Here is a 24,504-nt window from a genome sequence, read left to right as displayed (position 1 = left end):
ATGTTCAACCACGTAAATGCACCGTCCAAAAAACGCCGGTGATTTCCGGCCCCGTTAAGGCACATGAGAAGGATAATGACTGAAGACCCACAAATTTTATATAGATTTCGCCACTTGCAGGGCGAGCACCGCGAATGGACAAAACAAATCTTGACCGATTCGCATCTATACTTTGCATCGCCTGCCTCATTCAATGACCCCTTTGATTGCAAAATCCACTATCTGTCTTCGTTTAAGATTTCACAGCTAAAAGAGCACTATGATAGTTTAATCAAATCGAGGTTCCCTCATTTAAATAAAGCACAACGTCGAGCCAAAGTACATGCCGATGTAGCAAGGATAAATTCAAAAAACTTTATTAAAGATATGACTGATAATATGCAAGCGGCAGTAAATAAATTAGGAGTGTTAAGCCTTTCGGCAACATGTAACAACCTTTTACTTTGGTCTCATTATGCAGCAAGTCATACTGGTATTTGCCTTAAGTTCATGGCAACTGATACAACGCCATTTTTTGGATTGGCTCAGAAAGTAGAATATCAAGAGCATTACCCTGAAATTCATTTCTTCAACCACTCACCAGAAGAACAGATTCAAGCATTCCTTCTCACAAAGGCTATTGACTGGAAATATGAAGAAGAATGGCGAATAACTGATCACGGACGTGGGCCCGGTATTATAAAATTTCCAGAAGAGCTGTTACTAGAGGTGATTTTTGGCGCAAAAATGGAGCCGAAGGACAAGGAGGATGTTTTAACATGGCTTGCAAAGAGGAAGAATTCTGTGAAAGTTTCACAAGCCTCTCTTAGCAAAGATTCTTATTCTCTGAAAATCGAGCCATATGCGCCTTAACCATCGGCAAGACCCGCCAAAGGCGGGTCAGCCTCAGCCCCGTTATGCTTCCAAAATGATCTAATAGGCCGAGAATCTAAGAGACATATTCTGTCGCAGTCTGTAGGTACATTCTCGCAGAGTAGATAATTTGCCCAAAGAATAAATTGGGGGATTGCGATGCGGACCGTACAAGATGTTCTGGATTTGAAAAATGGGAAAAACATAAACGCTGAAGTTTTATTTTCTCGCGCAGAAGACGAGATATTCGCAGACAGGAGGACCCTCGAAGAGGCAGCGCAGCGAAATGAAAAGACTCTGGTTTGCGCAATTTGTCGCCAAGCGTTAAAAATCCGCGGTAACAGAGATGGCAGGTCCTCGATACATTTCGCCCACCTCTATGACAGCGGAGACTGTCCGATTAAGACTGGCAAGAAGTATTCGGCAGATGAAATCCTGAGGATGAAATACAATGGCGCAAAGGAAAGCGATTTACATATCCGACTTAAAAATGCGATTGCCGATATCATCAGAAGTGACAATCGATTTTCAAATATTGACGTTGACAAGACTTTTAGAACTGAAGGGTTACTGAAGGAATGGAAACGGCCTGACGTTGCTGCTGTTTTTGATGGTAAGCGCATTGTCTTTGAAGTTCAGTTGTCGACAACGTTTTTAAGCGTGATTGTGCAGAGGGAGTCGTTCTATTTACGAAATAACACTTTCATCATGTGGGTTTTTAACGAATTCGAGACTGACATTGATGCTCAAAGGTTTAGCGAAAAAGACATTATCTATTCTAACAACCACAACGCTTTCCTGGTAAACGATGAAACGCTCAGTCTTTCGCAGGAGACCGGAAAATTTATCCTATATTGCTGCTATCAACGTCCTTTGCCTGACGGGAGATTGGTATGGGAGAAGGACCTCATTTCCTTCGATGACATCACGTTTGACCACCAAACGTACAAGGTTTATTACTTTGATACAAACCGGGAGAGAGAACGGTTAAAGGTAGAGGCCATAAGACAGCAGGCCCAAGACTTTGAAAATTTCTGGCTCAACAGGCAAAACCTAGATTACGAAGAAAGGCGAGATGGCCTACTCAAGTTTCAGGCAACACTGAAGAGCAAAAATATTACCTTTGACTACTACGATGATGCGTTAACAAAGATTCTCGACGCCCTTTTCACTTTGAAATATAAAAAAATGATTGGATATGATTTCAAGAATTACATAAGCCTGGCAAACAACATCCTTGAATACCGGAAGCCGTATGGTGAGTTGTTTTTGAGAGCGCTCAAGCATTTCAAAATTGCGCGTACTGTTTTAGATGAGGACAAAAAAGGCACATTCCTCAAAAAGGTTGATAACTTAAGGTCACAGCAAATTCATCAGAACGAAACTTATGATAGCCTATTCAAACTGCTGTTCCCGGAATTATTTGATGTGGAAAACTTTGTCGCCCCTTCCTCAGCTCAAGTTCCGCTATTTCAGTGAGAGGTGGGCGAACGTACAATAGGTAATTGCATAACAATGCGGCGGCAGACGGGCTGCGCTTCGCTTGCCGCTGCGCTTGTGACGTTGAAGGATAAAAATGACCCCAGAACTTCCAAAACCTGATGATCTTGTAACCCCGTGGTTGCTGAAATGGATTTTCTTACCACTATTTGGTGGCACCCTTTTAATCGCTTTTGGAAGGGTCCAGATACAATCATGGAAATGCACCAGGGAAGCGAAAAGACAGGGATACTTGCAAGGCAACTATATTCCGGCAGACAGGGTCGGAGTTGGTGAAGCGTGCATCTGCAAGGAGAAATTGAGACCAGACGGCACGGTGGATGCTGCCGCACGCTTGGTCATTGATCTTGAACACAGAAAACTTTCCTGGTGAGAAGCCTACGCAGCCATCAAAAGCGGCTGTACCTGTTGTACCCTCTGCCCGTTGTGCGGTTGCAAGCCATGAGAAGCATGTTTTTAGCCCCCCTCCTGTAGTTAAGGAGTGGGACAAAAAACAACCGGAGAATGGATACCGTATGAAGTATGTAGCGCTGCTTCGTGGAATCAATGTCGGCAAGAACAATCGAATCGAGATGAAAAGCCTGAAATCATTATTTGAAACACATGGCTACGGCAATGTATCGACGTACATTAATTCAGGTAATGTCATTTTTGAGTCCAACAAGCCGCCAGAGCTGTTGGTGACAGAAATCGAATCCGCTTTACGGGAGAAGACCGGCGCAAACATATCGGTGCTGGTAAAAACAGTGGGTCAACTGGCGCAGATCGCTGCGCAAATCCCGCTTAACTGGAAAAATGATACGGAGCAGCGTACCGATATCGCCTATCTGTTCAGTGAGGCCGACACAGAGGAGAGTATCAACGAGCTGCCAATACGACGAGAGTTCCTTGACATCAGGTATACCGCTGGAGCGCTGATATGGAATGTTAAACGGGAAAACTACAACAAAAGCCAGCTCAACAAGATAATTGGTCACAGGCTTTATCAGTACATGACCATCAGAAATGTCAATACGGCCAGGTACCTGGCGGGACTCTAGAACAGGCCGCTTGCCGATAGCATAGCCGCCACAGGACGCAAATATCACAAAGAACTTCAGACAGTTGAAACTAAAAAAGCTGTTGCTACAGAGTGCACAGAGGTCTCAGATAAAAACAGGAAAGATACAACAAATGGGCTGATTCCCTTTGGGAGAGATACTAAAAGCAGATTTTTCTTTGGTGATGCCACGCTATACTCAGACAAATCAATGCTGCGGAGATTGACCGGCTGTTCGCTCTGCAGTCATGTCTGTCCGGTCGGGAGAATCAGCATGGAATACTGAAACAGCTCATGAGATAACGTCCTATGAAACGGCGCCCGCGCCACAAAGGAGGAGTTGCATAATGATTCCAGCAACGGTTTTGTTCTGTGTCATGACGGCGGTTGTATTCAGCCAGCCCTGCATTGCTGCCCAAAGAGAACAGGCAAAATATGGTGGCGGCGAGTGCGCCGGATGTCATGGTCACGTCAGAAAATTGCCGCAGGCGCACCCGGATACCAAAGTCATGAATCTTCAGTCTTGCAAGACATGTCATACCAAAGAGAACAGGGATATACGGGAAAAACTGCCGGGGAGCCACTATCATCTGCTGGCAAACATCAGATGTGAACAATGTCACGGAAAGGACCATGAGCTGAAAGTTCCGACCATGGAGCAATGTGTTGCCTGCCATGGCAGCACGACAAAGCTTGCGGAAAAGACAAAAGGCGTCAAACCGAGAAATCCTCATTTCTCTCCGCATTACGGGACGGAACTCGATTGCAACTTCTGTCATCACCAGCACACCAAATCAGAAAACTATTGCCTGCAGTGCCACTCTTTTGGCTTCAAAATTCCATGATTTTCAGCACACAACTCTACCGGTCCAAGGGGTGGCTCACAAATGATCGATACACGAATACTTCAAAAGGTGTCTAAAAAGACCATCAGAAACGTAATGCTCTTTGCCATCATACTGGTCATGGTTTCTCCGACCGTTATTCTGGCAGCAGAAAAAGGACAACAGCATGATGCCATCGTGGTCGGTGCCGGCATAGCGGGACTTTCTGCCACCTGGGAACTGGCGCAGAAAGGTTTTGATGTTGCCGTCATTGAGATGCAGCCTCTCTATGGCGGGACCGCGACGATGAGCGAGGGGGCACTCTGCATCGTAGGCACACCGGAGCAGGCGAAGGCCGGCATCATTGATTCACCGCAGATCGCCTTTAAAGATTTCATGACCTATGGTAGTGATCAGGGCGGTCCCGGTCCCGATGTCGAATGGGTGCGCTACTACACCAACAAGTCTCGCCATGAAATCTACGACTGGCTTACTGGACTGGGCGTCACTTTTGAGAAGAGCGCGGTCCTTATGCCGGGAAATAGTGTGCCGCGCTGGCATAAGGTTATCGGCAAGGGAAGAGGACTGGTCGAACCGATCCACCGGGCCTGCAAGCAAAGCAGCAGGGTAACGTTTTTCTACGGACATAAGGCGCTTTCGTTGATCAGGGGTAAAAGCGGCAGGATTTCAGGCATTCGGGCACAACGGCTCAAAGATAACGTATCTATCGATTATCTTGCACCGGTCGTAATACTGGCAACAGGCGGGTTTCAGGGCAATATGAAGATGGTGCAAAAATATTGGCCTGAAAGACAGCCGTTTCCTGAACGGATACTGAAAGGTGCCGGAATAAACGCCACGGGCTCAGGCCATGAAATGGCCCAGGCCGTAGGCGCCCGATTGTTCAACATGCAGTACCAGTGGAATTACGCCACCGGGCTGCAAAGCCCATCCGATATCACCGGTTCGCGAGGGTTGAACGCTTTCAGTCAGCAATCGATCTGGGTCAACAAGGCAGGCTCACGTTTCGTAAATGAATCTCAAGACACCAAGATGACATTTCCCGAACTGATCAAACAGCCCGGCGGCACCTACTGGGCGATATTCGACAGTGCGGCCCGCAACAGTTTTTTCATATCCGGCTGGAGCCGGGAGTCAATCGAAGAGGGGCTTTTCAATAATCAACAAAACAGCAGGTTCGTAAAATCTGCACCGACTATAGCAGAGCTGGCTGTGGCTGCGGGACTTCCCCCGCAGATACTTACTGAAACCGTGAATCATTGGAATGCCATGGTAACTGCTGGTAGCGACACTGATTTTGGCCGCATCGGCTGCTGCCGGACCCCCTGGTCCAATCCGAACAGGATCGAACGGGCGCCTTTTTACGCCGTACAATTCTACCCGCTGGCACGTAAGAGCATGGGTGGCGTATCTATCGATCGGTCCTGTCGGGTTTTAGATGACTCGGGAAAGCACATTCCCGGCCTGTATGCCGCTGGCGAACTGACCGGCCTCGCCGGTGTCAATGGAAAGGCTTCACTTGAAGGAACATTCCTGGGAACCTCCATCATGACTGGCCGTGTGGCGGGACGGGCAGCTGCGGCAGAGCTGTCAGGGCAAACAAAACCATAATGTTTCGGTCGATCCATCAACAAGAGTCGCTTTAGGCGGTTCAACCTCATGCCCGTTTGCTGAAGACACACACAACCAACTAAGCATCGACAGCAGGCTAGCGGAGCCCCCCTATGATTGCAAAAAATGCGTTTATAAACGGTAACATGATCGCCTATGACGATGTCGGGACCGGACCGGCGGTTATGCTGATCCACGGCTTCCCCCTGAACCGCAGTATGTGGCGGTCGCAGCTGGGTGATCTGGTGGCAGCCGGGTACCGGGTCATTACCCCTGATCTACGGGGATTTGGTGAAAGTGATGCGCCTGATGGGACCTACAGCATGGATCTGTTCAGTGATGATCTGATCAGCCTGCTGGATCATCTGGAGATTGAGCAGGCAGTGGCGGCGGGGATGTCCATGGGCGGCTATGTGCTGTTCAACCTGCTGGCGCGCTATCCTGAGCGGATCAGTGGCGCTGTCTTTGTGGTGACCCGTTCTGTTGCAGATGATGAGGCTGGCCGCGCACGGCGCTTACAGCTTGCAACAGAGCTGCTTAGATTCGGCCCGCAGGTGGTTGCTGACAGCTTTCATCCTCTGATGTTTGCACCGGGTACTGTGGAGGCACGCCCGAAACTTGCCGAAGAGGTCTATGGCTGGATGGTGGCCAATCCAAGCCGGGGGCTGGCAGGCGGGCTGATTGCCATGCGTGAACGCCCGGATGTAACCCCGCTGCTCCAATCAATTACCACGCCGTCACTGGTGATAGCAGCAGAACAGGACAAGGCCTGCCCTCTTGAGCATCCCCGCATGATCGCCAACAACATCAGCGGCAGCAGACTTGAAGTCATTGCTGATGCCGGCCATCTGGTGAACCTTGAACAGCCGAACGGGTTTAATCACTGCCTGCTGGAGTTCCTGTGCAAGGTTGCTCCAACAGCGCTGAATGACGGCACCATAGGATGCCACTGCTGACCGGAAAGGAGAACACCATGGATCTCACCTGCATACCACGCCAGGCCCTGCCGGACCTGCTCTGCCGGATACCAAAGGCAGAACTGCATATCCATATTGAAGGATCGCTGGAACCGGAGCTGATCTTTGCCCTGGCAGAAAGAAACCGGCTGCAACTGCCCTACCCGACCATTGAGGCGCTGCGGGCCGCCTATGCCTTTACCGACCTGCAGAGCTTTCTGGATATCTACTATGCCGGGGCCAGTGTGCTGCAGACCGAAGATGATTTCTTTGAGATGGCCTGGGCCTACCTGCTGCGGGCCAAGGCCGATAATGTTGTCCATGCCGAGATCTTCTTTGATCCCCAGATCCACACGGCCCGGGGGATTCCGTTTGCAACCATCATCAACGGACTGGACCGGGCGATCCAGCAGGGCAAAAAAGAGCTGGGAATCAGTGCGGCCCTGATACTCTGCTTTCTGCGCCACCTGACTGAAGCAGAGGCCTTTACGGTACTGGAAGAGGCGCTGCCGTTCCGGGACAAATTCATCGGAATCGGCCTTGACAGCGGAGAAAAAGGCAACCCGCCGGAGAAATTCAGCAGGGTCTTTGCCCGCTGCAGGGAACTGGGGCTGCGGCTGGTGGCCCATGCCGGTGAAGAGGGCACTGCCGAGTTTATCTGGCATGCCCTTGATCTGCTGCAGGCAGAACGGATCGACCACGGCGTACACTGCCTGGATGACCCGCAACTGGTGACACGGCTGGTGCAGCAGCAGGTTCCGCTGACGGTCTGCCCGCTTTCCAACGTGAAGCTGCGGGTGTTCCCCACCCTTGCGGCCCACAACATCGCCAAGCTGCTGGCATGCGGCATCAGGGCCACCATCAACTCTGATGATCCGGCCTATTTTGGCGGCTACCTGAACCGGAACTACCTGGAGACCTTTGCGGCCCTGCCGGAGCTTGGGGCAGCGGAGGCGTACCAACTGGCCCGCAACAGCTTTGAGGCAAGTTTTGTGGATGCAGAGACCAAGGCTGGCTGGATCAGGGAACTTGATCTGTTCTTTCAACAGCAGTGTGCCTAAATCACACAGCTACACCGCAATGGCACGCGGATGATGCGGATTGAGCGGATATACGCAGATAAAACTTCAATAAAACTCTTGGCCGCGAAAGAGCACAAGGATCACAAAGAATTGGACCTTAAAACGGCAGTTAGCCCCAGTGAACTGCAAGAATAAATCTGTTATGAGCATCTCACCCAAAAGGAATCAGGTCGTTTGCTGTATCTTCCTGTTTTTCCTCTGAGACCTCTGTGATCTCTGTGGCAACTGTTTTCCAGCTGATTTTCTTTTATTTCTTTGCGTTCTCTTACGGCAAACAGCCGTTTTCAGGGCACATCCAATGCAAGGGGCCTTCCATGTTTGCAAAAAAACTGTTCCTGTTGCTCACTGTCGTACTGTGCAGTCAGTCTGTCTGGGCAAGTTCCGACAACTACTGTTCGCCAACCTGGGCCATTACCCTGCGAAGCTACAATCGTTGCAGCAACCTGCCGTTACTGACTCCGGGCAATGATACGCGGGTGAACCTGAAACTGCTCATGGTTGATGCTGATCTTGCAACCCTGCAGGCAAAACAGCCCGACAAGGAAGACGCGGAGTTTGGCTATGGCAAGGTCCCCTTCAGCCTGAATATGTTTGAAACGGTTATTTTTTCAACCCTGACCAAGGGCGGTATTCCGGATACTGAAAATGGCACGGTCAGCTACGGCATAGCAGATCGTTGTATGAGTAATGAGAGTGGCAAGGATGATTTCATTGCTGCGGTGTATCAAAGCAAGCAGCTATCTGAGGCTGAACAGCAGCAGCTGACAGAGGCCCGGAAAAAGCTGAATCCTGCCTGCGGTGGGAAGCCTGCGCCACCTGCCCCCCCAAAGGCAGCCAGTGAGGCAAAGCCCCCAAAAGAGACCGCATCAGAGACCTTTCAGCAATTTATGCGCTATCTTGCAGCAGCCACAGCCTTTTATGAAGAGCGCTACGATCAGGCGTTAGCTGATCTGAGCAGCCTGCACAACAGTGATCAGCCCTGGCTGAAAGAGGCCTCACGCTACATGGCCGGACGTACCGAGCTGAACCGGGCCCAACTGCAGGCGTTTGACAACTATGGCTACCCGCAACTGGACAAGGCTGACAAAAAGGCGCTGCTGGCGGCAGAGGCACAGTTTAAGACCTATCTGAAAGAGTTCCCGGCCGGTCGCTACGTTGCATCTGCCAGAGGCCTGCTGCGGCGGGTCTACTGGCTATCAAACCAGCCCCGAAAACTTGCAGAAGAGTACGCCTGGCAACTGCACAACCCGGATTCCCCGCAAAACAACGCATCGCCCCATGAACTGGCCCTGGAGGCTGACAGCAAACTGCTGGTCACCGCAACCCCTGACCAGTTGCAGGACCCGCTGCTGCTGGCAACCCTTGATCTTTCTTTGATGCGGGACAACGGCAGTTCCGGGGCAAAACAGCTCAGCCTGGCGGATCTGAAAAAACAGCAGCCGCTCTTTGCCAAACAGACCGCGCTGTTTGACTACCTGCTGGCAGCCCATCAGCTGTATGTGCAAAAGGATGCAAAGGCTGCCCTGAAGGGCCTGTCCGCCAGTATCCCGACACACATGAGCTATCTGGATTTCAGTCGTCTGGTCCTGCGCGGGCGGTTGCTTGAGGCAACCAACGACTATCCGGCTGCCCGCAAGCTATGGTTAAGCCTTTTGGCAACAGCCAAACAGCCGCTCCAGAACGAGACTCTTCAGCTTGCGCTGGCACTAAACTATGAATACAGCAAGCAACGTGCAGCTGTTTTTGCACCGGACTCGCCCATTACTGAACCGGCAATCCGCAGCATCCTTCTACGCACAGGGGCCTCTGCTGAGCTGCTACGCCAGGTAATCAGATCAAAAAGCAGCCCAGATCTGGAACGTCAGCAGGCGCTCTACACCCTGCTCTACAAAGATCTGCTGCAGGGGCAGTACCGGGAATACCTGAAAGACTACACGCTGCTGCCTGCCGATGCTGCCACCTATAACCGGGACTCAGCCATGGATTCCGGGAACAAACCGCACCTGGCGCTCTTTACCTGGACCGGCAAAAAGACTGATGACAGCTACAGCTGCCCATCCACCGTTGAGATTGCAAAAAAGCTGGCTAACAACCCTCAAGATCCCCACGGCCTGATCTGTCTGGGTGATTTTGCCAATGCCAACAACCTTGAGCCTGGACCGGATGTAACCGAAACTGCAACACCACGGCCGGCCGGAATCCAGACAGCGGTACTGGGAGCAGCACCCTCTGATTTTCCCGGCACGCTCTTTTCCCGTGGTGAGGCGTACAAGACCGTTGCTAGCGATGCAAGCGCCACACCGGATCAAAAGGCCTATGCGCTGTATCGTTTGATCCGGTGCTATGCCACTTCAGGCTACAACCACTGCGGCGGCAAGAGTGTTGAGCTGCCTGAGCGCAAGGCCTGGTTCAGGACCTTGAAAAGCCGCTACGCCAGATCCGTCTGGGCACAATCGCTCAAATATTACTGGTAATGTTGCTGCGACAGCTTGCCGCCCTGCTGCTAACAACACTGGCTTTGGCGTGCATACCGCCACCGCCTGCGGATGCCGGTGTTGTCAGGGCCGAGCAGTATTCATCGTTCTGGCTCTGGGGCGGCGTGCAGCCACAACCTGTGCTGGCACAGGCCCAAACGCTGTATATCCTGCAGGGGCAGGTGATTGAAAAGAAACAACAGGGCAGGATGCAGGTGGCGGTTGTTGCCCAGGGGATGTCGGTGGCCCGCTTAAAAAAGGGGAAGGTCTGGCTGGTGTACCGGGCTGACACCCTGAACTGGACGCCTGCGGTGGTTGAGGTGCTGCTGGGACGGCTCCGGCAGTGGCAACAGGCAGGTAATCCGGTTGTCGGCCTGCAGGTTGATTTTGACGTCAAGACGCGCCATCTACCCGAATACGTAGCTTTTCTAAAGCAGTTGCGGGCAGCACTGCCGACAATCTGGCAACTGAGCATCACCGGTCTGTTGGATTGGGGCAGTAACGGCGACAGCGAAACGATCAATCAGCTTAACCGGATTGTTGATGAAGTAGTCGTACAGACCTATCAGGGCAGAAAAAGCATTCCCACCTACAAGCGCTACCTTCCGGCGCTGAAGCGATTGACCCTGCCATTCAAGATTGGACTGATCCAGCAGGGTGAGTGGGTGCCTGATACAACGCTGGAGGCAAGCCCCTGGTTTCGGGGCTATGTGGTCTTTCTACAGAATCAGGCTAGCCCATAGCAGGCTGTTGAAAAACGTTATGAGGAAGCACGGCTACAAGGCGCACGGCGCACAGCGACTGAGACATAACGTATAGTTAGGAGAAGGAGCGAGCACCGCGCAACGCCGTAGACGGGCTCCGTAGTAGTTTTTCAACAGCCTGCTAGCGTGCCATCAGCTCCCGGTAATCTGCCGGTGTCACCACAGAATCCCAGTGACCGGTGGCCTTGCCAAGCCGGGTCCCTCCCCAGAACAGCAGCACAACCAGCAGCACAAACAGGATCCCCGGCACCGCCAGCCTGCCAAAGGCCCGCATGCTGAGGGCGGTATTGACCCGGCAGTGGCTGATACAGCGCCAGCAGCCCAGACATTCCGGGTTATTGACCCGGTTCGCATGCATGACATCAATCCGTGAGGGGCAGACCTGGCTGCAGACCCCGCAGGAGACACACTTCTTTAAGTCGCGCTGCACCGCCAGCGGCGAGGCCAGCGAAACCAGGCTTAACAGGGCACCGTAGGGGCAGATAAAACGGCAGAACGGATTACGCAGCGGGATGGAAAGGGCCACCAGCAGGCCGAGCACCGCCAGGGTGGTGATTGAGGGAGAGCGGAACAGCTGCAGCAGTTTCACGTCTGATATGGCGTGGTAACCGCTGGCCAGAAAACCCTGCAGCATCGGCAGGGACCAGGACACCGCACTGAACAGGAAAAAGGCCAGCAGCAGGTATTTGACGCTGCGCAGCCCCAGGTCAAGCCAACGGGGAGGCAGCCAGTTGCGCTGCAGCTTGTTGAAGCCCAGCTTCCAGAGCCATTCCGAAAGCGTGCCCACCGGGCAGATCCAGGAGCAGAAGGCCCGCCGTAGCAGCAGCGATACGGCAATGATGGTGACAAAGATCACCACCGCTGCCGGATGGACCGGGTTGATGCCGCCCCCCTTCAGCCAGGCCGCCGTGCCGAACAGGCCGGAGATCGGCAGAAAGGCGTCAACGGCAGCTGGACGGCCCGCCGTATCCAGTCCCTGCTGGACCGCCTGGATAAAGCGGTAGAACCTGAAGCCGATCAGCAGCGAAAGCCCCAGAAAGGCGATCTGCACCAGCATCCGTAACGGCTGGACATAGCGATCCGACATAGCCACCTCACAAAAAACCGGGGCGACGCAATCACGCCGCCCCGGATAATACCTACTACACTTTCAACATCTCTAAAAATTCAAAAACGTCATGAGGAAGGCCGGATACAAGGCGCACGGAGCGCAACGACCGAGACATACCATACCAGGTAGGCGAGGAAGTGAGCACCGCGCAACGCCGTAGACGGCCTCCGCAGTAGTTTTTCAGACTACTCTGCGGTGACGGCCACATACCCGAAACTGCCATCCGGCCGCCGCAGCAGCAGACGCACCACCTCACCCTTGGCAACCTTTGCTGCCGATGCGGCAAACGCTTCAAGACTGTCAACCGGCTGTCCGTTAAACTCCAGCACCAGGTCTCCCCGTACCATGCCGGCCTCATCGGCTGAAGAGCCGGGCTTCACCTCGGAGACCACCACCCCCTTGGCATCCTTCAGGCCAAGCTGACGGGCCAGTTCCGGGGTCAGTTCACGCAGGCTGATACCGATGCTGGCAGTGGACGGTTCGCCGACGGCAGTGCCGGAGCGTCCCTGTATGACCGTCGCAGACAGCACAAGACGCTTGGCCTTGCGGAAGACCACGATCTGTACCTGCTTGCCCACCGGCGTACCGGCCACCACCTTGGGCAGATCGGTCTCGGCGTTCACCGGCTTGCCATCGAACTGAACGATCACATCCTCTATCTTGAGACCGGCTTTATCAGCAGGCGAGCCTTTCTCAACATGGGTGACGATCACCCCTTTATCCGAAGTCAATCCCAGTGACTTTGCCAGTTTCGGGCTCAACCTGTCAAAATTGACCCCCAGGTAGCCCCGCACCACCTTGCCGGTGGCCTTTAACTGCTCGGCAACCGACTTGGCCACGTTGATCGGGATCGCAAAGCCGATCCCCTGACCGCCGGCAATAATGGCGGTATTGATGCCGATCACCCGGCCGGCGCTGCTGAAGAGCGGTCCGCCGGAGTTACCGGGGTTGATGGAGGCATCGGTCTGGATATAGTCATCATAAGGACCGCTGCCGATTACCCGCCCCTTGGCACTGACGATACCGGCAGTCACGGTATGGGCCAGACCGAACGGGTTGCCGATCGCCATGACCCACTCACCTACCTCCAGGGCATCGCTGTCACCCAGTTCGGCAAACGGCAGGGCGGCCTTGTCGCTGATCTTGAGCAGGGCCACATCAAGCTTGTCATCCTGCCCCTTCAGTTCCGCCTTGATCTCACGGCCGTCGGACAGCTTGACCATGATCTCATCAGCACCGTTGACCACATGGTTGTTGGTCAGGATAAAGCCGTCGGCACTGATGATGAAACCGGTGCCCATCCCCTGCTGTTTGCGGGGTTGCTGCGGCGCCTGCTGGCCAAAGAACTGCCCGAACAGGTCAGCGAACGGATCATTGCCTGTGTAGGGATTACCACCGGCCCGGACCTTGATTGTCTTGGTTGTGCGGATGTTGACCACCGTCGGTTTCAGACGTTTGGACAGTTCGACAAAATCCGGGCTGACCGGTTTTGCCTCAACCTGGAATGCTGCCAGCGTCAACAGGCAGGTAACCGCTACGACACAGACCGTTACAAAATGCCTTACTTTCATCATCTAACCTCCGTATTGGTGCAAGGCAGCTACTCTGCCTTGAGGGTGTAGCCCTGACCGCGTACCGTGTGGATCAACTTGCGGTCAAAACCTTTATCCACCTTTTTACGCACATAGTTGACGTATACATCGATAATATTTGTAAAGGACTCAAAAGAATGTTCCCAGACCTTCTCGGCAATCATGTTGCGGGTGACCACCGTACCGGCATTACGCATCAGAAATTCCAGCAGTCCGTACTCCTTGATGGTCAGCTCGATCTCCTTGTCGCCACGCCAGACCTTGCGTGAAATCGGATCCATCCGCAGGTCTGCCACCACCAGCTCTGCGCCCCGGTCACGGCCGATCCGCCGGGCAAGCGCCCGCACCCGGGCCGACAGTTCGGCAAAGGCGAACGGCTTGGTCAGGTAGTCATCGGACCCGGCATCCAGACCGGCCACGATATCATCGGTGGTGTCACGGGCCGTCAGCATCAGCACCGGCATCACCGTGCCGGCCTGGCGCAGTTCCCGCACCACGCTGAGACCATCCTTGTTGGGCAGCATCACATCCAGGATCAGCAGGTCATAGGGCTGGTCCTGGGCCTGGCGGACCCCCTCCTCGCCGTCATGCACGGCATCAACCTGATAGCCCTCTTCTTCAAGTCCCCGCTTGATAAAGGCTGCCACCTTCTTTTCATCTTCAACCACCAGGACCCGCATGCTTCCCCCTAAATGATAGTGATATTATTCTGCAAACTGTCCCACCAGGCGCCGCAGGATCTCTGAGGCAGATTCTTCAACCGATTTGCAGGTCACATCGATAATCAGCCAACCCGGGTGCCTGCGGTAGTACTGACGGCAAAAGGCGATCTCATCTTCCACCTTTTCATAATCGGCATAGCTGTTTTTCATGCTCTGCCCCATGTTCACCAGGCGGGAGGTGCGGATCTCCACCAGCCGCTTGGGGCTGATCAGCAGGCCGACCACCTTGGACGGGTCAATCGCCTCCAGCTCCTCCGGCGGGTCAATCCCCTTGACCAGCGGCACGTTGGCCACCTTGTAGCCCTTGTTGGCCAGATACATGGAGAGCGGGGTCTTGGATGAACGGGAGACCCCCACCAGTACCAGATCTGCCTTGACCAGACCGCGGTTTTCCTGGCCGTCATCATGCTTGACCGTAAAGTTGACCGCCTCCATCCGGCGGAAATAATCGGTATCGATCTGGTGCAGCAGACCGGGAGTGGACTGGGCCACCGTACCCAGAAAGATGGAGAGGCTGTGCAAGAGGGGCGAGAGCAGGTCAAACGCCATCAGACCATGCTCTTCGGCAATGGTATGCACGGCAACCGCCAGCGAGGAATCCACCAGGGTATAGACCAGCAGGCCTTCATCCGCCGTCACCGTGGCAACCGCCTGCTGCACCTCCTGCTGGTTGCAGACCTTTGCCAAACGGACAATCCGCACATCACTGCCGCCAAACTGGGACAGAGCGGCACGGACAACCCGCTCGGCAGTTTCGCCGGTGGAGTCGGAGAGTACATAGATTTTTTTCATGGCCGGCAACCTCGGTTAAGATCGGCTGATCTTTATGGTTAATTTCTAATGAAAGCTAGTTACCCCCTATTGATTTGTCAAGGTTTTTTGTTGTAAGAGCCCCCCTGTTCTGCTACGTTCTGCCCACTTCTGCGGTATACTCCGCCAATCACCTGCCCCTTGAGGTTCTATTCATGGCTGCAACATGGTACCAAGTCACCTGTGACGTTCCAGCCCAGCTTGCCGAAACCGTGGCCGACTACCTGGCTGACCTCTCCGGTTGCGGAGTCTGTACGGAAAACCGGGACGTTGACAGTTTTTCACCGGACGATATTCCTGAGCTGGCCATTGCCGGCATCACCTGCTACTTCAGCCTCCCCTGCCAGATCGAACAGCAGCTGGCACAGATCAACGGTTTTCTCGCCGCCCTGCCCGGCTACACACCGGCAGCGCCCCCCCGGGTCTCCCTGCTGGGTGAGGAGGACTGGGCCAGCTCCTGGAAGGCACACTTCAAGCCGCTTGTCATCGGCCAGCGCCTGCTGATCACCCCCTCCTGGGAAACCGGCCGTCAGGACGACGGACGGGCCGTGATCGTGCTTGACCCCGGCATGGCCTTCGGCACCGGCGGCCATGAGACCACCCGGCTCTGCCTGGAGTGCCTTGAAAGCCTGCTGGTACCTACCCCCTCCACGATAGAGTCTATGAAAATCCTGGATCTGGGAACCGGTTCCGGCATCCTGGCCATTGCCGCAGCCAAACTGGGGGCGCTGCGGATCGATGCCGTTGATATTGATCCCCAGGCGGTCATCGTTGCCGAGGAAAACTGCGCCCTGAACAAGGTGGCTGACCGGATCAGCTGCAGCACCACCCCCCTTGAACAACTTGGCGACGGCTACCAGATCATCCTGGCCAATATCCTGGCAGAAGAACTGGTCAGGATGGCCCCCGGGATTGTCAGCCGCATGGCTCCCGGCGGCAGCCTGATCCTCTCCGGCATCCTGGCGGAACGGGAAGCGCTGGTCCGCAACGGCTTTGATCCGTTTCCGCTCCGTTTTGAGGCCTCACTGGCAGCAGGGGAGTGGCGTTGCCTGCACTACCGGAGGCTGCCATGAGCGGACGCCGCCGTTTTATCGTCAGCTCCCGCAGTATCCGGGACGGCTACGCCTCCTATGACGGCCCCCAGCATCACCACATGGCACGGGTGCTGCGGCTCAGGTCCGGCGACGAGGTCATGCTGATCGATGAACAGGGCCGTCGTCACCTGGGGGTGATTGATCAGGTCACCCAGGAATGGACCGCGGTCCGCCTGACCGAGACCCTTGAGGCCTCCCAGTTCCCCGACGCCCCGGCCATCACCGTGATTCAGGGTCTGCCCAAGGGCGAAAAGATTGAGCTGGTGCTGCAAAAGGGGACCGAGCTGGGGGTGAGCGAATTTTCCATCTTCAGGGCGGACCGGTCCGTCCCCAAACTGGCCGGTGACAAGCTGCAGGGCCGGATTGAGCGCTGGAACCGGATTGTGGCCGAGGCAGCCCGGCAGTCGGAGCGGTTTGACCAGCCCGGTGTGGCCTGGCACCCTTCAGCGGCGGCGGCCGCCGCCGGTGCAGCCAATGCAGAGTTGAAGCTGCTGCTCTGGGAACGGGGGGCGCCAACACCGCTGCGTGAGGTGCTGGAGGGGATGCCCCGCCCGGCGCGGATTGCGATTGCCATCGGCCCGGAAGGGGGCTTTGAACCGGGCGAGGCAGAGGCCTTTTCATTCTGGGGCTTTACACCGGTTACCCTGGGAGAACGGATTCTGCGCACCGAAACAGCTGCCCTTGCCATGACTGCAATTGTGCAGTATAAGTGGGGAGATATCTAGCGCTGCACCAAGGAGGGAACACCAGATGAAATGTCCTAAATGCGGTTATACCAGCTTTGAAAGCTACGATTCCTGTCGCAAATGTTCTGCCGACCTGGTTGAGTTCAAACAGAGCCATGGTTTGACCCCTGTGATCCTGCCTCCCTCCCTGCGGGCAGAGATGGCCGGCAGCCTGGGGCTCGGCCAGGCCGAGGGAGACAACGCAGCGGATACTGCCGGTGACATGTTCACCTTTGACCTGCCCACTACCCAGCAGTCTGCCTCTTCAGCCCCGGCTGCAGCCGGCTCACCGTTTTCCTTTGACACCCCTCCGGCGGCTCCGTCGCCCTTCTCGTTTGACACCCCGGCCAGCGCCCCTCAGGACCCCTTTGCCGCACTGCTGAACAGTGCTCCTGAGCCGCCAAAGCCGGCTGCGGCAGGCCAGCAGGCAGCCGCACAAGGTTTTGAGGTGAACAGCTTTTCCTGGGATGATACCCCGACCCCCGGTCAGCCCGGCGAGAGCACGCCGGCCAGTGCAAAAAAAACCGATGATGATGATTTTAACAGCCTCTTTGGCGATCTGGACGGATCTGAAAAGAAATAGTCCGCACCAAACAGGCGGTTACCTTTTCCGAGCGGGGCTTCCCCGCTCTTTTTCGCTGGTTGATGGAGTGGCATTTCTGTGGCACCGCACGTACGTATCCTTTCTGAATCCCTTGCCAACAAGATAGCCGCCGGAGAGGTGGTTGAACGTCCTGCCTCGGTGGTCAAGGAGCTGGTCGAAAACGCCCTGGATGCCGGTGCAACCGACATCCGGCTGGAGATCAACGCCGGGGGACGGCGCCTGATCAGGGTCAGCGACAACGGCCACGGCATGTCCCGCGAGGACGCCCTGCTGGCACTGGAGCGCCACGCCACCAGCAAGATCACCTCTGACCAGGACCTTGAGACCATTGTCACCCTGGGTTTCCGGGGTGAGGCACTCCCCTCCATCGCCTCGGTTTCCCGTCTGCGTTTGAAGAGCCGTGAAGCCGGCAGCATTGAGGGGACCGAGATCGTCGCCGAAGGCGGGACGGTTCGTTCGGTTACGGCCTGCGGTATGGCCGTGGGCACCGACCTGACCGTGGAGCAGCTCTTCTTCAACACCCCGGCCCGCTTGAAGTTCCTGCGCAGTGCCGAGACCGAGGCTGCCCATGTGGGTGACCTGATGGTCCGCATGGCGATCTCCCGCCCGGACGTCTCCTTCAGTTATTACCATGACGGACGCGAGCTGCTGCGGGTTGTGCCCGGCGACCTGCGCCAGCGTCTGCTGAAGCTGGCGGCACGGGATGCCACCCTGTTCCCGGTGGACGGAGAGACGGCGGCAGCGCGCATCAGCGGCTATCTGGCGCCTCCTGCAGCAGCCCGTTCAACCACTGCGGCCATGTTTACCTACATCAACGGCCGTTTTGTCAGGGACAAGGTCATCCAGCATGCCATCATGCAGGCCTTCCGCCCGATCCTTGAAAAGGGGCGTTATCCCCTGGTGGCGCTGTTTATCGAGCTGCCTGCCGGTGAGGTGGATGTCAATGTCCATCCCACCAAGCATGAGGTCCGCTTCCGGCGTCAGAACCAGGTCCATGACACCATCCAGGGGGTGCTGGAAGAGGTCTTGCGCGACTCCCCCTGGCTGCAGCGCCGTGAAGCCCCGCAGCAGCCCGTGCCGGCACATCCTTACACGCCGCCCCCCCCGCCGGAACAGCGGGCAGGAGTACAACAGGCGCTTGACCGTTTCATGGCCACAGCGCCGGTTGCGCCGCCGCCACGGATATATGAACAGCATGAACCCTATCGCCCGGCAGAGACACCGGTTGCCACGGAACCGCCATCCGGCTACTTTTCCAGCCTGGCTGTCATCGGTCAGTTCCGCGCCGCCTATATCCTCTGCCAGGCCGAAGACCGTCTGGTGATCATTGACCAGCACGCGGCCTATGAACGGGTCAGATTTGAACAACTGAAGGCCGGATTTGCGACTGGCGGTATAGAATCCCAACGGCTGCTGCTGCCGGACACCCTGGAGCTGTCCTTCAGTGAGGCCGATGCGGTCCGCCGCTACCGCGACGTGCTGGAACCGCTGGGCTTTGAGCTGGAGGAGTTCGGCGGACAGACCTGGCGGATCAACGCCGTCCCCAGGATCGTGGCTGACCAGAACCACTGCAGCCTGCTGCGTGACCTGCTGGCTGAACTGATGGAACAGGGCAGCAACGCACATTTCGACCAGATCAGGGATGAGCTGCTGGCCCGGGTGGCCTGCCACAGTGTGGTGCGGGGCAGTCACCCCCTGGAGCGCCGCCAGATGGAGGAGCTGCTGAGGGCAATGGACCGTACCGATTTCTCGGCACACTGTCCCCATGGCCGGCCGGTCTCCCATGAGATCACCCTGCGGGAGCTGGAAAAGTTCTTCAACCGGCTATGAAGCTCCGTGTACTGGTCATTGCCGGCCCCACGGCATCGGGTAAATCAGCGCTGGCCCTCGATCTGGCTGCGGCACTGAACGGAGAGATCATCTGCGCCGACTCCCTGACGGTCTACCGCGGATTTGAGATCGGCAGTGCCAAACCGACTGCGGCGCAACAACGGCAGATCCCCCATCACCTGCTGGATATCCGTGAACCGACCGAACCGTTTACCGCTGCGGACTTCAAGCTTGCGGCAAAAGCGGCCATTGCCGACATCTGGCAGCGGGGCAAGCGGCCGATCCTGGCCGGCGGTACCGGACTGTACCTGCGCGCACTGCTGCGGGGGCTGAATGATGCTCCGGGGGAAGATCCGGTCCTGCGGGAGACGCTGCAAAAAAGGGCCGGGCAGGAGGGAGCGGAGGTCCTGCTGGCGGAGCTGGCACAGGTTGATCCGGCCACGGCAGGACGGCTGCACCCCCACAACCTGATCAGGATCATCCGGGCCCTGGAGGTCTTCCTCACCAGCGGCCGTCCCCTGTCGCACTTTCAAGCCGAGCATGGCTTTTCAGAGTCCGAGTATCACAGCCTGCAGTTTTGTCTTGATCTGCCGCGCCCGGAGCTGTATCAGCGGATTGACAGCCGCGTTGAGGTCATGCTCGCCAATGGTCTGGTGGCCGAAGTAGAGGGCTTGCTGCGCTCCGGGGTACCGGCGGATTGCAAGCCGCTGCAGGCGATCGGCTACAAAGAGGTACTGGCCCACCTGCAGGGTGAGTACGATCAAGACGAGATGATCAGGCTGATCAAACGCAATACCCGCCACTTTGCCAAGCGTCAGTTGACCTGGTTCAGAAGCGAGCCCGCAATGCAGTGGGTTGCATATCCGGAAAACTCTGCTACTATCCATTCTGCTGCAGCCACGTTCTTCGCCTAAAGGAGAAAGAAGATTATGTCCAAAGCCCCCTTCAATATCCAGGACCAGTACCTGAACCAGTCCCGCAAAGAGCGTGTCAAGGTGGTTGTCCGCATGATGTCGGGAGAGGCCCTGGAGGGTCATATCAAGTCATTTGACAACTTCTCGCTGCTGCTGGACACCGGCGGGGATATCCTGATCTACAAGCATGCCATTGCCACCATCACCTCGGTTGACGGCACCTTCCGCCTGCACCATCACCCCTGACAGACAGGGCGGCCAGCTCCTTCAGCCGCCCTCCTCGGCACGTACCTTACAGTAGAAAAAAACGGTTTATCATGCAGGGATTACTGATAGAGACAGTTGAACCCGGTTCGCCGGCCGACCGGGCCGGACTGCTGCCCGGTCAACGGCTTTTGGAGATTGACGGCACCCGTCTGCGGGATCTGATCGACTACAGCTGGCTGGCCAGCGACGACCCGGCCGAGCTGACCATTGCAGCAGAGGATGGCAGCAGCCGGATCGTGGTGCTCGAGCCTGACCCGGGGGAGCCGCCCGGCCTGACCTTTGCCCCGCCGGAACCGAAGCGCTGCGGTAACAACTGCATCTTCTGCTTTGTGCATCAACTGCCCAAAGGGTTGCGGCGTCCCCTCTATGTCAAGGATGAAGACTACCGGCTCTCGTTTCTGCAGGGTACCTACGTCACCCTCAGCAACCTGAAGGCGGCCGAGCTGCGCCGGATCGTCACACAACGTCTTTCCCCGCTCTATATCTCGGTCCACGCCGTTGACCCGGCGGTGCGTGAACAGCTGCTGGGCAGAAGCAACATCCCGCCAATCCTGGAGCAGTTGCAAGAGCTGGCCCGGGCCAGGATCGAGATGCATACCCAGGTGGTGCTCTGCCCCGGTGTCAACGACGGAGCCGTACTGGAACAGACGGTAACCGAGCTGGCAAAGCTGTACCCGGCAGTCCGCTCCCTGGCCGTGGTGCCGGTGGGACTGACCGAACACCGTCAGCGCCTGCCCGAACTGACACCCGTTGACAGAGGCTATGCGGCTGCGTTTCTGGATCACTGGCTGCCCCGCATGCGCAGCCTCAACAGACAGCTTGGCGACGCGTTTCTGCAGCTGGCGGACGAGTTCTTTCTCAAGGCCGAGTATCCCGTGCCGGCATTGAAGGAGTACGGTGATCTGCCCCAGTGGGAAAACGGGGTCGGCATGGTGGCCTGGTTCTTAAAGGATGCCGCAGCCGTGCTGAAACGCGCCAAGGCACTGCCGCCAATCACGGCAACCGTGGTTACCGGCCAGTCATCGGCAGGTTTTGTCAGCAGTTTTTTAGCGGAGCTGAGTGATAAAACCGCTTGTCACCTGGCCAGCGCGGCCATCCCCAACCAACTGTTCGGTAGCAGCGTCACCGTGACCGGCCTGGTAAGCGGCAGGGATATCATTGCCGCGCTGCGGGACAGGCAGCCGGGCCAGCTGCTGCTGATTCCGGAGGTCATGCTGAAGGAGGGTGAAGGCTGCTTCCTTGACAACCTGACCCCCCGTGATCTGATCCGGGAACTCGGCCTGGCGGTCATGGCCTTTGAGCCGACCCCCTCCGGCCTCTACAAGGCCCTGCGCGGCCTGACTCCCAAAAAACTGCAGGCGCTGCTCCGGAGCGCTGCCGGCTAGTTCTCCAGACCGCCGGGACACACCATCCCGCCGGCTGCACAGGAAAGGTCCCCACGTATGAAGATGAAAAGCATCATCGGCTGTCTGCTGAGCCTGGGCATTGCCGGTGGCCTCTCCGGTTGCGCACATACCGTGGAAGTCGGCTCATTCAAGGAGTCCGAGCTGGACCGGAAAGTGGCCGAGACCCTCCCGCCACAGCATGTCATTGACAAGAAGCAGCCCAAGGTCGCCATACTGCCGCTCGGCGAGCCCGCCGAATATGCCGGCCGCCTGAGCCCCGGCGCACAGGAGGGGATTACCCAGATCGCCTCGAAAGGCTGTGGCATGGAGGTTGTTGAACGCAGCCAGGCGCAGAGGATTTTTGACGAAAAGAAATTTGTCTGGTCGCTGGATCTGAGTGCCGACTTCTCTGAGATCAGAAGCATGGTCAACGGCATCGACTATATTGTGCTGGGTTCGATAACCAATCCGGCTACCGGCGCAAAATTCACCCCGAGCCAGACCAGCTGCGACAGCAAAGGAAAATGCAGCACCTCAAAGCCATCCTGCACGGTCAAAGGATCCGCCACGGTCAACATCAGGGTGATCCAGGCCTCAACAGGCTCGGTGGCCCAGGCGTTTGAACCGTTTACCGGCAGCGTCAGCAACTCCTTTGCAGTGACGGCCCACCATGCCTGCCGCGTCGGTGACCCGCTACCGCTGCTGACCCAGGCGGTTGCCAATGCCGTCAACAAGGCCAAAAGACCGTTGATTGAGGCATTCCCCCGCTACGGTTACCTCTACCGGACCATGACCGCTTCTGACGGCAGACGGATCGCCTACGTCAACCTCGGCAGACTTGACGGGGTTAAGGGTGGCGATGATGTCGAGCTGATCCGTTACGTGAAGGAAGTTGATCGGGTAAAAAGAATCGAGCGGCTCACAAACCAGAAGATTGCCGATGTGAAGATTGCGGATACGGACCTGCAAAATGACCGGAGCATCATCATCATCCCGGAAGAGTATTCCTCCCAGGTCATGCCGGGACTGGCCGTCAAGACCAAGTACAACAGCAGCTTCCTGGGCGGCCTGTTCGACTGAGGCTGGGCAGGGACCGCCCGCTTCTTGACAGCGGCCCCTTGATGCACGGCAAAAAAAGGTTATACTGGAGAAGATCAGCATTCATCTTAAACAAGGAGCCACCCATGAAACTTACAACAGCACTTATGACCGTTGCTGCAACCCTTTGCATCAGCAGCCTTGCCACCGCCGGCGACCTTGATGTTGGTGCCCGCTACGGCCGCACGATTGAACAGGATGGCAACAACCTTGAAGTTGCCGCCCGTTATTTCCCGATCCCCTTCCTCAGCCTGGGGGCCTCGCTGGGCTATGCCAACCTGCGCTATGATAAGGGGCTGTATTACAAAAAGGCCGACACCATGCCGCTGGGTGGCTATGCCAACGCCCACCTGCCGCTGATTCCGTTTGTCAAACCGTATGCAGGGATCGGGGTACTCTACTACAGTGTCAACAACATCTCCTCACCAAACCAGTTGGACCGCGGTGAGGAGCACTCCGGTACCATGACGGTTCAGGGCGGGGCCGACATCTCCCTGCCATTGCCAAAACTGAGCCTCAACATTGAGGCCCGGCGCCTGATCAACGACCGTCAGACCCAGCTGCTGGGCGGTATCTGGTTCAGGTTCTAGCAGCGACCCGGATGAGAAACAGACAAGGCCGGTGAGTGATCACCGGCCTTGTCTGTTTCTCTGGTATCAAGGGCCACTACTCCGCCAGTTTGGCAGAGATGATGGTAACCGGCTCCAGCGGCACATCGCCGTGGCCGGCCTTGTTGCCGGTCTTGACCTGGCGGATCTCATCCACCACCTCTATCCCTTCAACCACCTTGCCGAACACGCAGTAGCCGAAGTCATCCTGCCGCTTGCCCTTGTTGTCCAGAAAGGCGTTGTCCACGGTGTTGATGAAAAACTGTGAGGTGGCTGAATCGACCAGTGCGGTGCGGGCCATGGCCACGCTGCCACGCACGTTCTTCAGGCCGTTCTGGGCCTCGTTCTTGATAGCGAACTTGGTCTTTTTGGGCTGCATGTCAGCATCCATACCGCCGCCCTGGATCATGAAGTCCTTGATCACGCGGTGAAAGATCAGGCCGTCATAGTAGCCATCCTTCACATAGCCCAGAAAGTTCTTGACCGTGATCGGGGCCTTCTCCTTATTCAGTTCAAGGGTGATGGTACCCTTGCTGGTCTCAAGCACTACCCTGGGAAAGTTCTCATCTGCCATTGTACGCCTCCTGTCACCGTCCAAGCCGGTTGCTGTATAATTATTTT

General features: G+C 56.2%; 24 protein-coding genes. 19 read left to right on the top strand and 5 right to left on the bottom strand.

All coding sequences use genetic code 11. The features are described 5' to 3' along the window. Positions 1 to 75 precede the first annotated feature (75 nt). From FY034_RS04110 to FY034_RS04065, 10 genes are all read left to right on the top strand, one after another. Positions 76 to 852, top strand: coding sequence for a DUF2971 domain-containing protein (locus tag FY034_RS04110; protein ID WP_265553953.1), 777 nt, complete (start codon positions 76 to 78; stop codon positions 850 to 852). 159 nt (positions 853 to 1,011) lie between these two features. Beyond that, complete coding sequence (locus FY034_RS04105) at positions 1,012 to 2,331, top strand: DUF6035 family protein (protein WP_265553952.1); 1,320 nt, start codon at positions 1,012 to 1,014, stop codon at positions 2,329 to 2,331. A 97-nt stretch (positions 2,332 to 2,428) separates the two neighbouring features. Then, positions 2,429 to 2,725, top strand: a complete 297-nt coding sequence (locus FY034_RS04100; protein ID WP_265553950.1) for a hypothetical protein — start codon at positions 2,429 to 2,431, stop codon at positions 2,723 to 2,725. Next, complete coding sequence (locus FY034_RS04095; protein ID WP_265553949.1) at positions 2,700 to 3,392, top strand: DUF1697 domain-containing protein; 693 nt, start codon at positions 2,700 to 2,702, stop codon at positions 3,390 to 3,392. The genes FY034_RS04100 and FY034_RS04095 overlap by 26 nt, the downstream gene beginning before the upstream one ends. 346 nt (positions 3,393 to 3,738) lie before the next feature. Continuing rightward, positions 3,739 to 4,236, top strand: coding sequence for a cytochrome c3 family protein (locus FY034_RS04090; RefSeq protein WP_265553948.1), 498 nt, complete (start codon positions 3,739 to 3,741; stop codon positions 4,234 to 4,236). Between the two features lie 42 nt (positions 4,237 to 4,278). After that, complete coding sequence (locus tag FY034_RS04085; protein WP_265553946.1) at positions 4,279 to 5,847, top strand: FAD-dependent oxidoreductase; 1,569 nt, start codon at positions 4,279 to 4,281, stop codon at positions 5,845 to 5,847. A 113-nt stretch (positions 5,848 to 5,960) separates the two neighbouring features. Continuing rightward, positions 5,961 to 6,803, top strand: a complete 843-nt coding sequence (locus tag FY034_RS04080; protein ID WP_265553944.1) for an alpha/beta fold hydrolase — start codon at positions 5,961 to 5,963, stop codon at positions 6,801 to 6,803. Between the two features lie 17 nt (positions 6,804 to 6,820). Then, a complete protein-coding gene (locus tag FY034_RS04075; RefSeq protein ID WP_265553942.1) occupies positions 6,821 to 7,864 on the top strand; it encodes an adenosine deaminase in 1,044 nt (347 codons plus the stop codon). Positions 7,865 to 8,199: 335 nt separating this feature from the next. Further along, entirely contained in the window at positions 8,200 to 10,359 is a 2,160-nt protein-coding gene (locus FY034_RS04070; protein WP_265553940.1) for a hypothetical protein, read from the top strand. Continuing rightward, positions 10,359 to 11,102: a DUF3142 domain-containing protein gene (locus FY034_RS04065; RefSeq protein WP_265553939.1), complete on the top strand. Its 744-nt coding sequence runs from the start codon at positions 10,359 to 10,361 to the stop codon at positions 11,100 to 11,102. Before FY034_RS04070 ends, FY034_RS04065 begins: the two co-directional genes overlap by 1 nt. A 142-nt stretch (positions 11,103 to 11,244) precedes the next feature. On the opposite strand, the gene FY034_RS04060 is transcribed toward FY034_RS04065, so the two are convergent. From FY034_RS04060 to FY034_RS04045, 4 genes are all read right to left on the bottom strand, one after another. Further along, positions 11,245 to 12,210, bottom strand: coding sequence for a 4Fe-4S binding protein (locus FY034_RS04060; RefSeq protein ID WP_265553937.1), 966 nt, complete (start codon positions 12,208 to 12,210; stop codon positions 11,245 to 11,247). Between the two features lie 209 nt (positions 12,211 to 12,419). Beyond that, complete coding sequence (locus FY034_RS04055; RefSeq protein WP_265553935.1) at positions 12,420 to 13,808, bottom strand: DegQ family serine endoprotease; 1,389 nt, start codon at positions 13,806 to 13,808, stop codon at positions 12,420 to 12,422. Between the two features lie 26 nt (positions 13,809 to 13,834). Then, a complete protein-coding gene (locus FY034_RS04050; RefSeq protein WP_265553933.1) occupies positions 13,835 to 14,506 on the bottom strand; it encodes a response regulator transcription factor in 672 nt (223 codons plus the stop codon). A 24-nt stretch (positions 14,507 to 14,530) separates the two neighbouring features. After that, positions 14,531 to 15,340, bottom strand: a complete 810-nt coding sequence (locus FY034_RS04045; RefSeq protein WP_265553931.1) for a pyruvate, water dikinase regulatory protein — start codon at positions 15,338 to 15,340, stop codon at positions 14,531 to 14,533. 173 nt (positions 15,341 to 15,513) lie between these two features. On the opposite strand from FY034_RS04045, the gene prmA reads away from it, so the two are divergent. From prmA to FY034_RS04000, 9 genes are all read left to right on the top strand, one after another. After that, positions 15,514 to 16,431, top strand: a complete 918-nt coding sequence (gene prmA, locus FY034_RS04040) for a 50S ribosomal protein L11 methyltransferase (protein ID WP_265553929.1) — start codon at positions 15,514 to 15,516, stop codon at positions 16,429 to 16,431. Next, positions 16,428 to 17,177: a 16S rRNA (uracil(1498)-N(3))-methyltransferase gene (locus tag FY034_RS04035; protein ID WP_265553927.1), complete on the top strand. Its 750-nt coding sequence runs from the start codon at positions 16,428 to 16,430 to the stop codon at positions 17,175 to 17,177. The genes prmA and FY034_RS04035 overlap by 4 nt, the downstream gene beginning before the upstream one ends. Before the next feature lie 25 nt (positions 17,178 to 17,202). Further along, positions 17,203 to 17,760 (top strand): hypothetical protein, encoded by a 558-nt coding sequence (locus tag FY034_RS04030; RefSeq protein WP_265553925.1) that lies wholly within the window; start codon positions 17,203 to 17,205, stop codon positions 17,758 to 17,760. A gap of 78 nt (positions 17,761 to 17,838) precedes the next feature. Further along, positions 17,839 to 19,611 (top strand): DNA mismatch repair endonuclease MutL, encoded by a 1,773-nt coding sequence (gene mutL / locus FY034_RS04025; protein ID WP_265553924.1) that lies wholly within the window; start codon positions 17,839 to 17,841, stop codon positions 19,609 to 19,611. Then, on the top strand, positions 19,608 to 20,525 hold the full coding sequence (miaA, locus tag FY034_RS04020) for a tRNA (adenosine(37)-N6)-dimethylallyltransferase MiaA (protein ID WP_265553922.1): 918 nt from the start codon (positions 19,608 to 19,610) through the stop codon (positions 20,523 to 20,525). Before mutL ends, miaA begins: the two co-directional genes overlap by 4 nt. Before the next feature lie 15 nt (positions 20,526 to 20,540). Then, complete coding sequence (gene hfq / locus FY034_RS04015; RefSeq protein WP_012469064.1) at positions 20,541 to 20,771, top strand: RNA chaperone Hfq; 231 nt, start codon at positions 20,541 to 20,543, stop codon at positions 20,769 to 20,771. A gap of 71 nt (positions 20,772 to 20,842) precedes the next feature. Then, the gene (locus tag FY034_RS04010; RefSeq protein WP_265553920.1) at positions 20,843 to 22,177 is read left to right on the top strand and encodes a DUF512 domain-containing protein; all 1,335 of its coding nucleotides are present in this window, start codon (positions 20,843 to 20,845) and stop codon (positions 22,175 to 22,177) included. Between the two features lie 57 nt (positions 22,178 to 22,234). Continuing rightward, a complete protein-coding gene (locus tag FY034_RS04005; protein WP_265553918.1) occupies positions 22,235 to 23,257 on the top strand; it encodes a CsgG/HfaB family protein in 1,023 nt (340 codons plus the stop codon). A 104-nt stretch (positions 23,258 to 23,361) separates the two neighbouring features. Next, positions 23,362 to 23,865 carry a hypothetical protein gene (locus FY034_RS04000; protein WP_265553917.1) on the top strand — a complete coding sequence of 168 codons (504 nt, stop codon included), beginning with the start codon at positions 23,362 to 23,364 and terminating at the stop codon, positions 23,863 to 23,865. Positions 23,866 to 23,941: 76 nt separating this feature from the next. Here FY034_RS04000 and FY034_RS03995 read toward each other — a convergent pair whose 3' ends face one another. Further along, positions 23,942 to 24,457 carry a peptidylprolyl isomerase gene (locus FY034_RS03995; RefSeq protein WP_265553916.1) on the bottom strand — a complete coding sequence of 172 codons (516 nt, stop codon included), beginning with the start codon at positions 24,455 to 24,457 and terminating at the stop codon, positions 23,942 to 23,944. Between the last annotated feature and the right edge of the window lie 47 nt (positions 24,458 to 24,504).

This window comes from Trichlorobacter lovleyi, from assembly GCF_015239775.1.
Taxonomy (GTDB): Bacteria; Desulfobacterota; Desulfuromonadia; order Geobacterales; family Pseudopelobacteraceae; genus Trichlorobacter; species Trichlorobacter lovleyi_B.
Note: the sequence above shows the minus strand (reverse complement) of the source record. Positions and strands in the feature narration are given on the sequence as shown.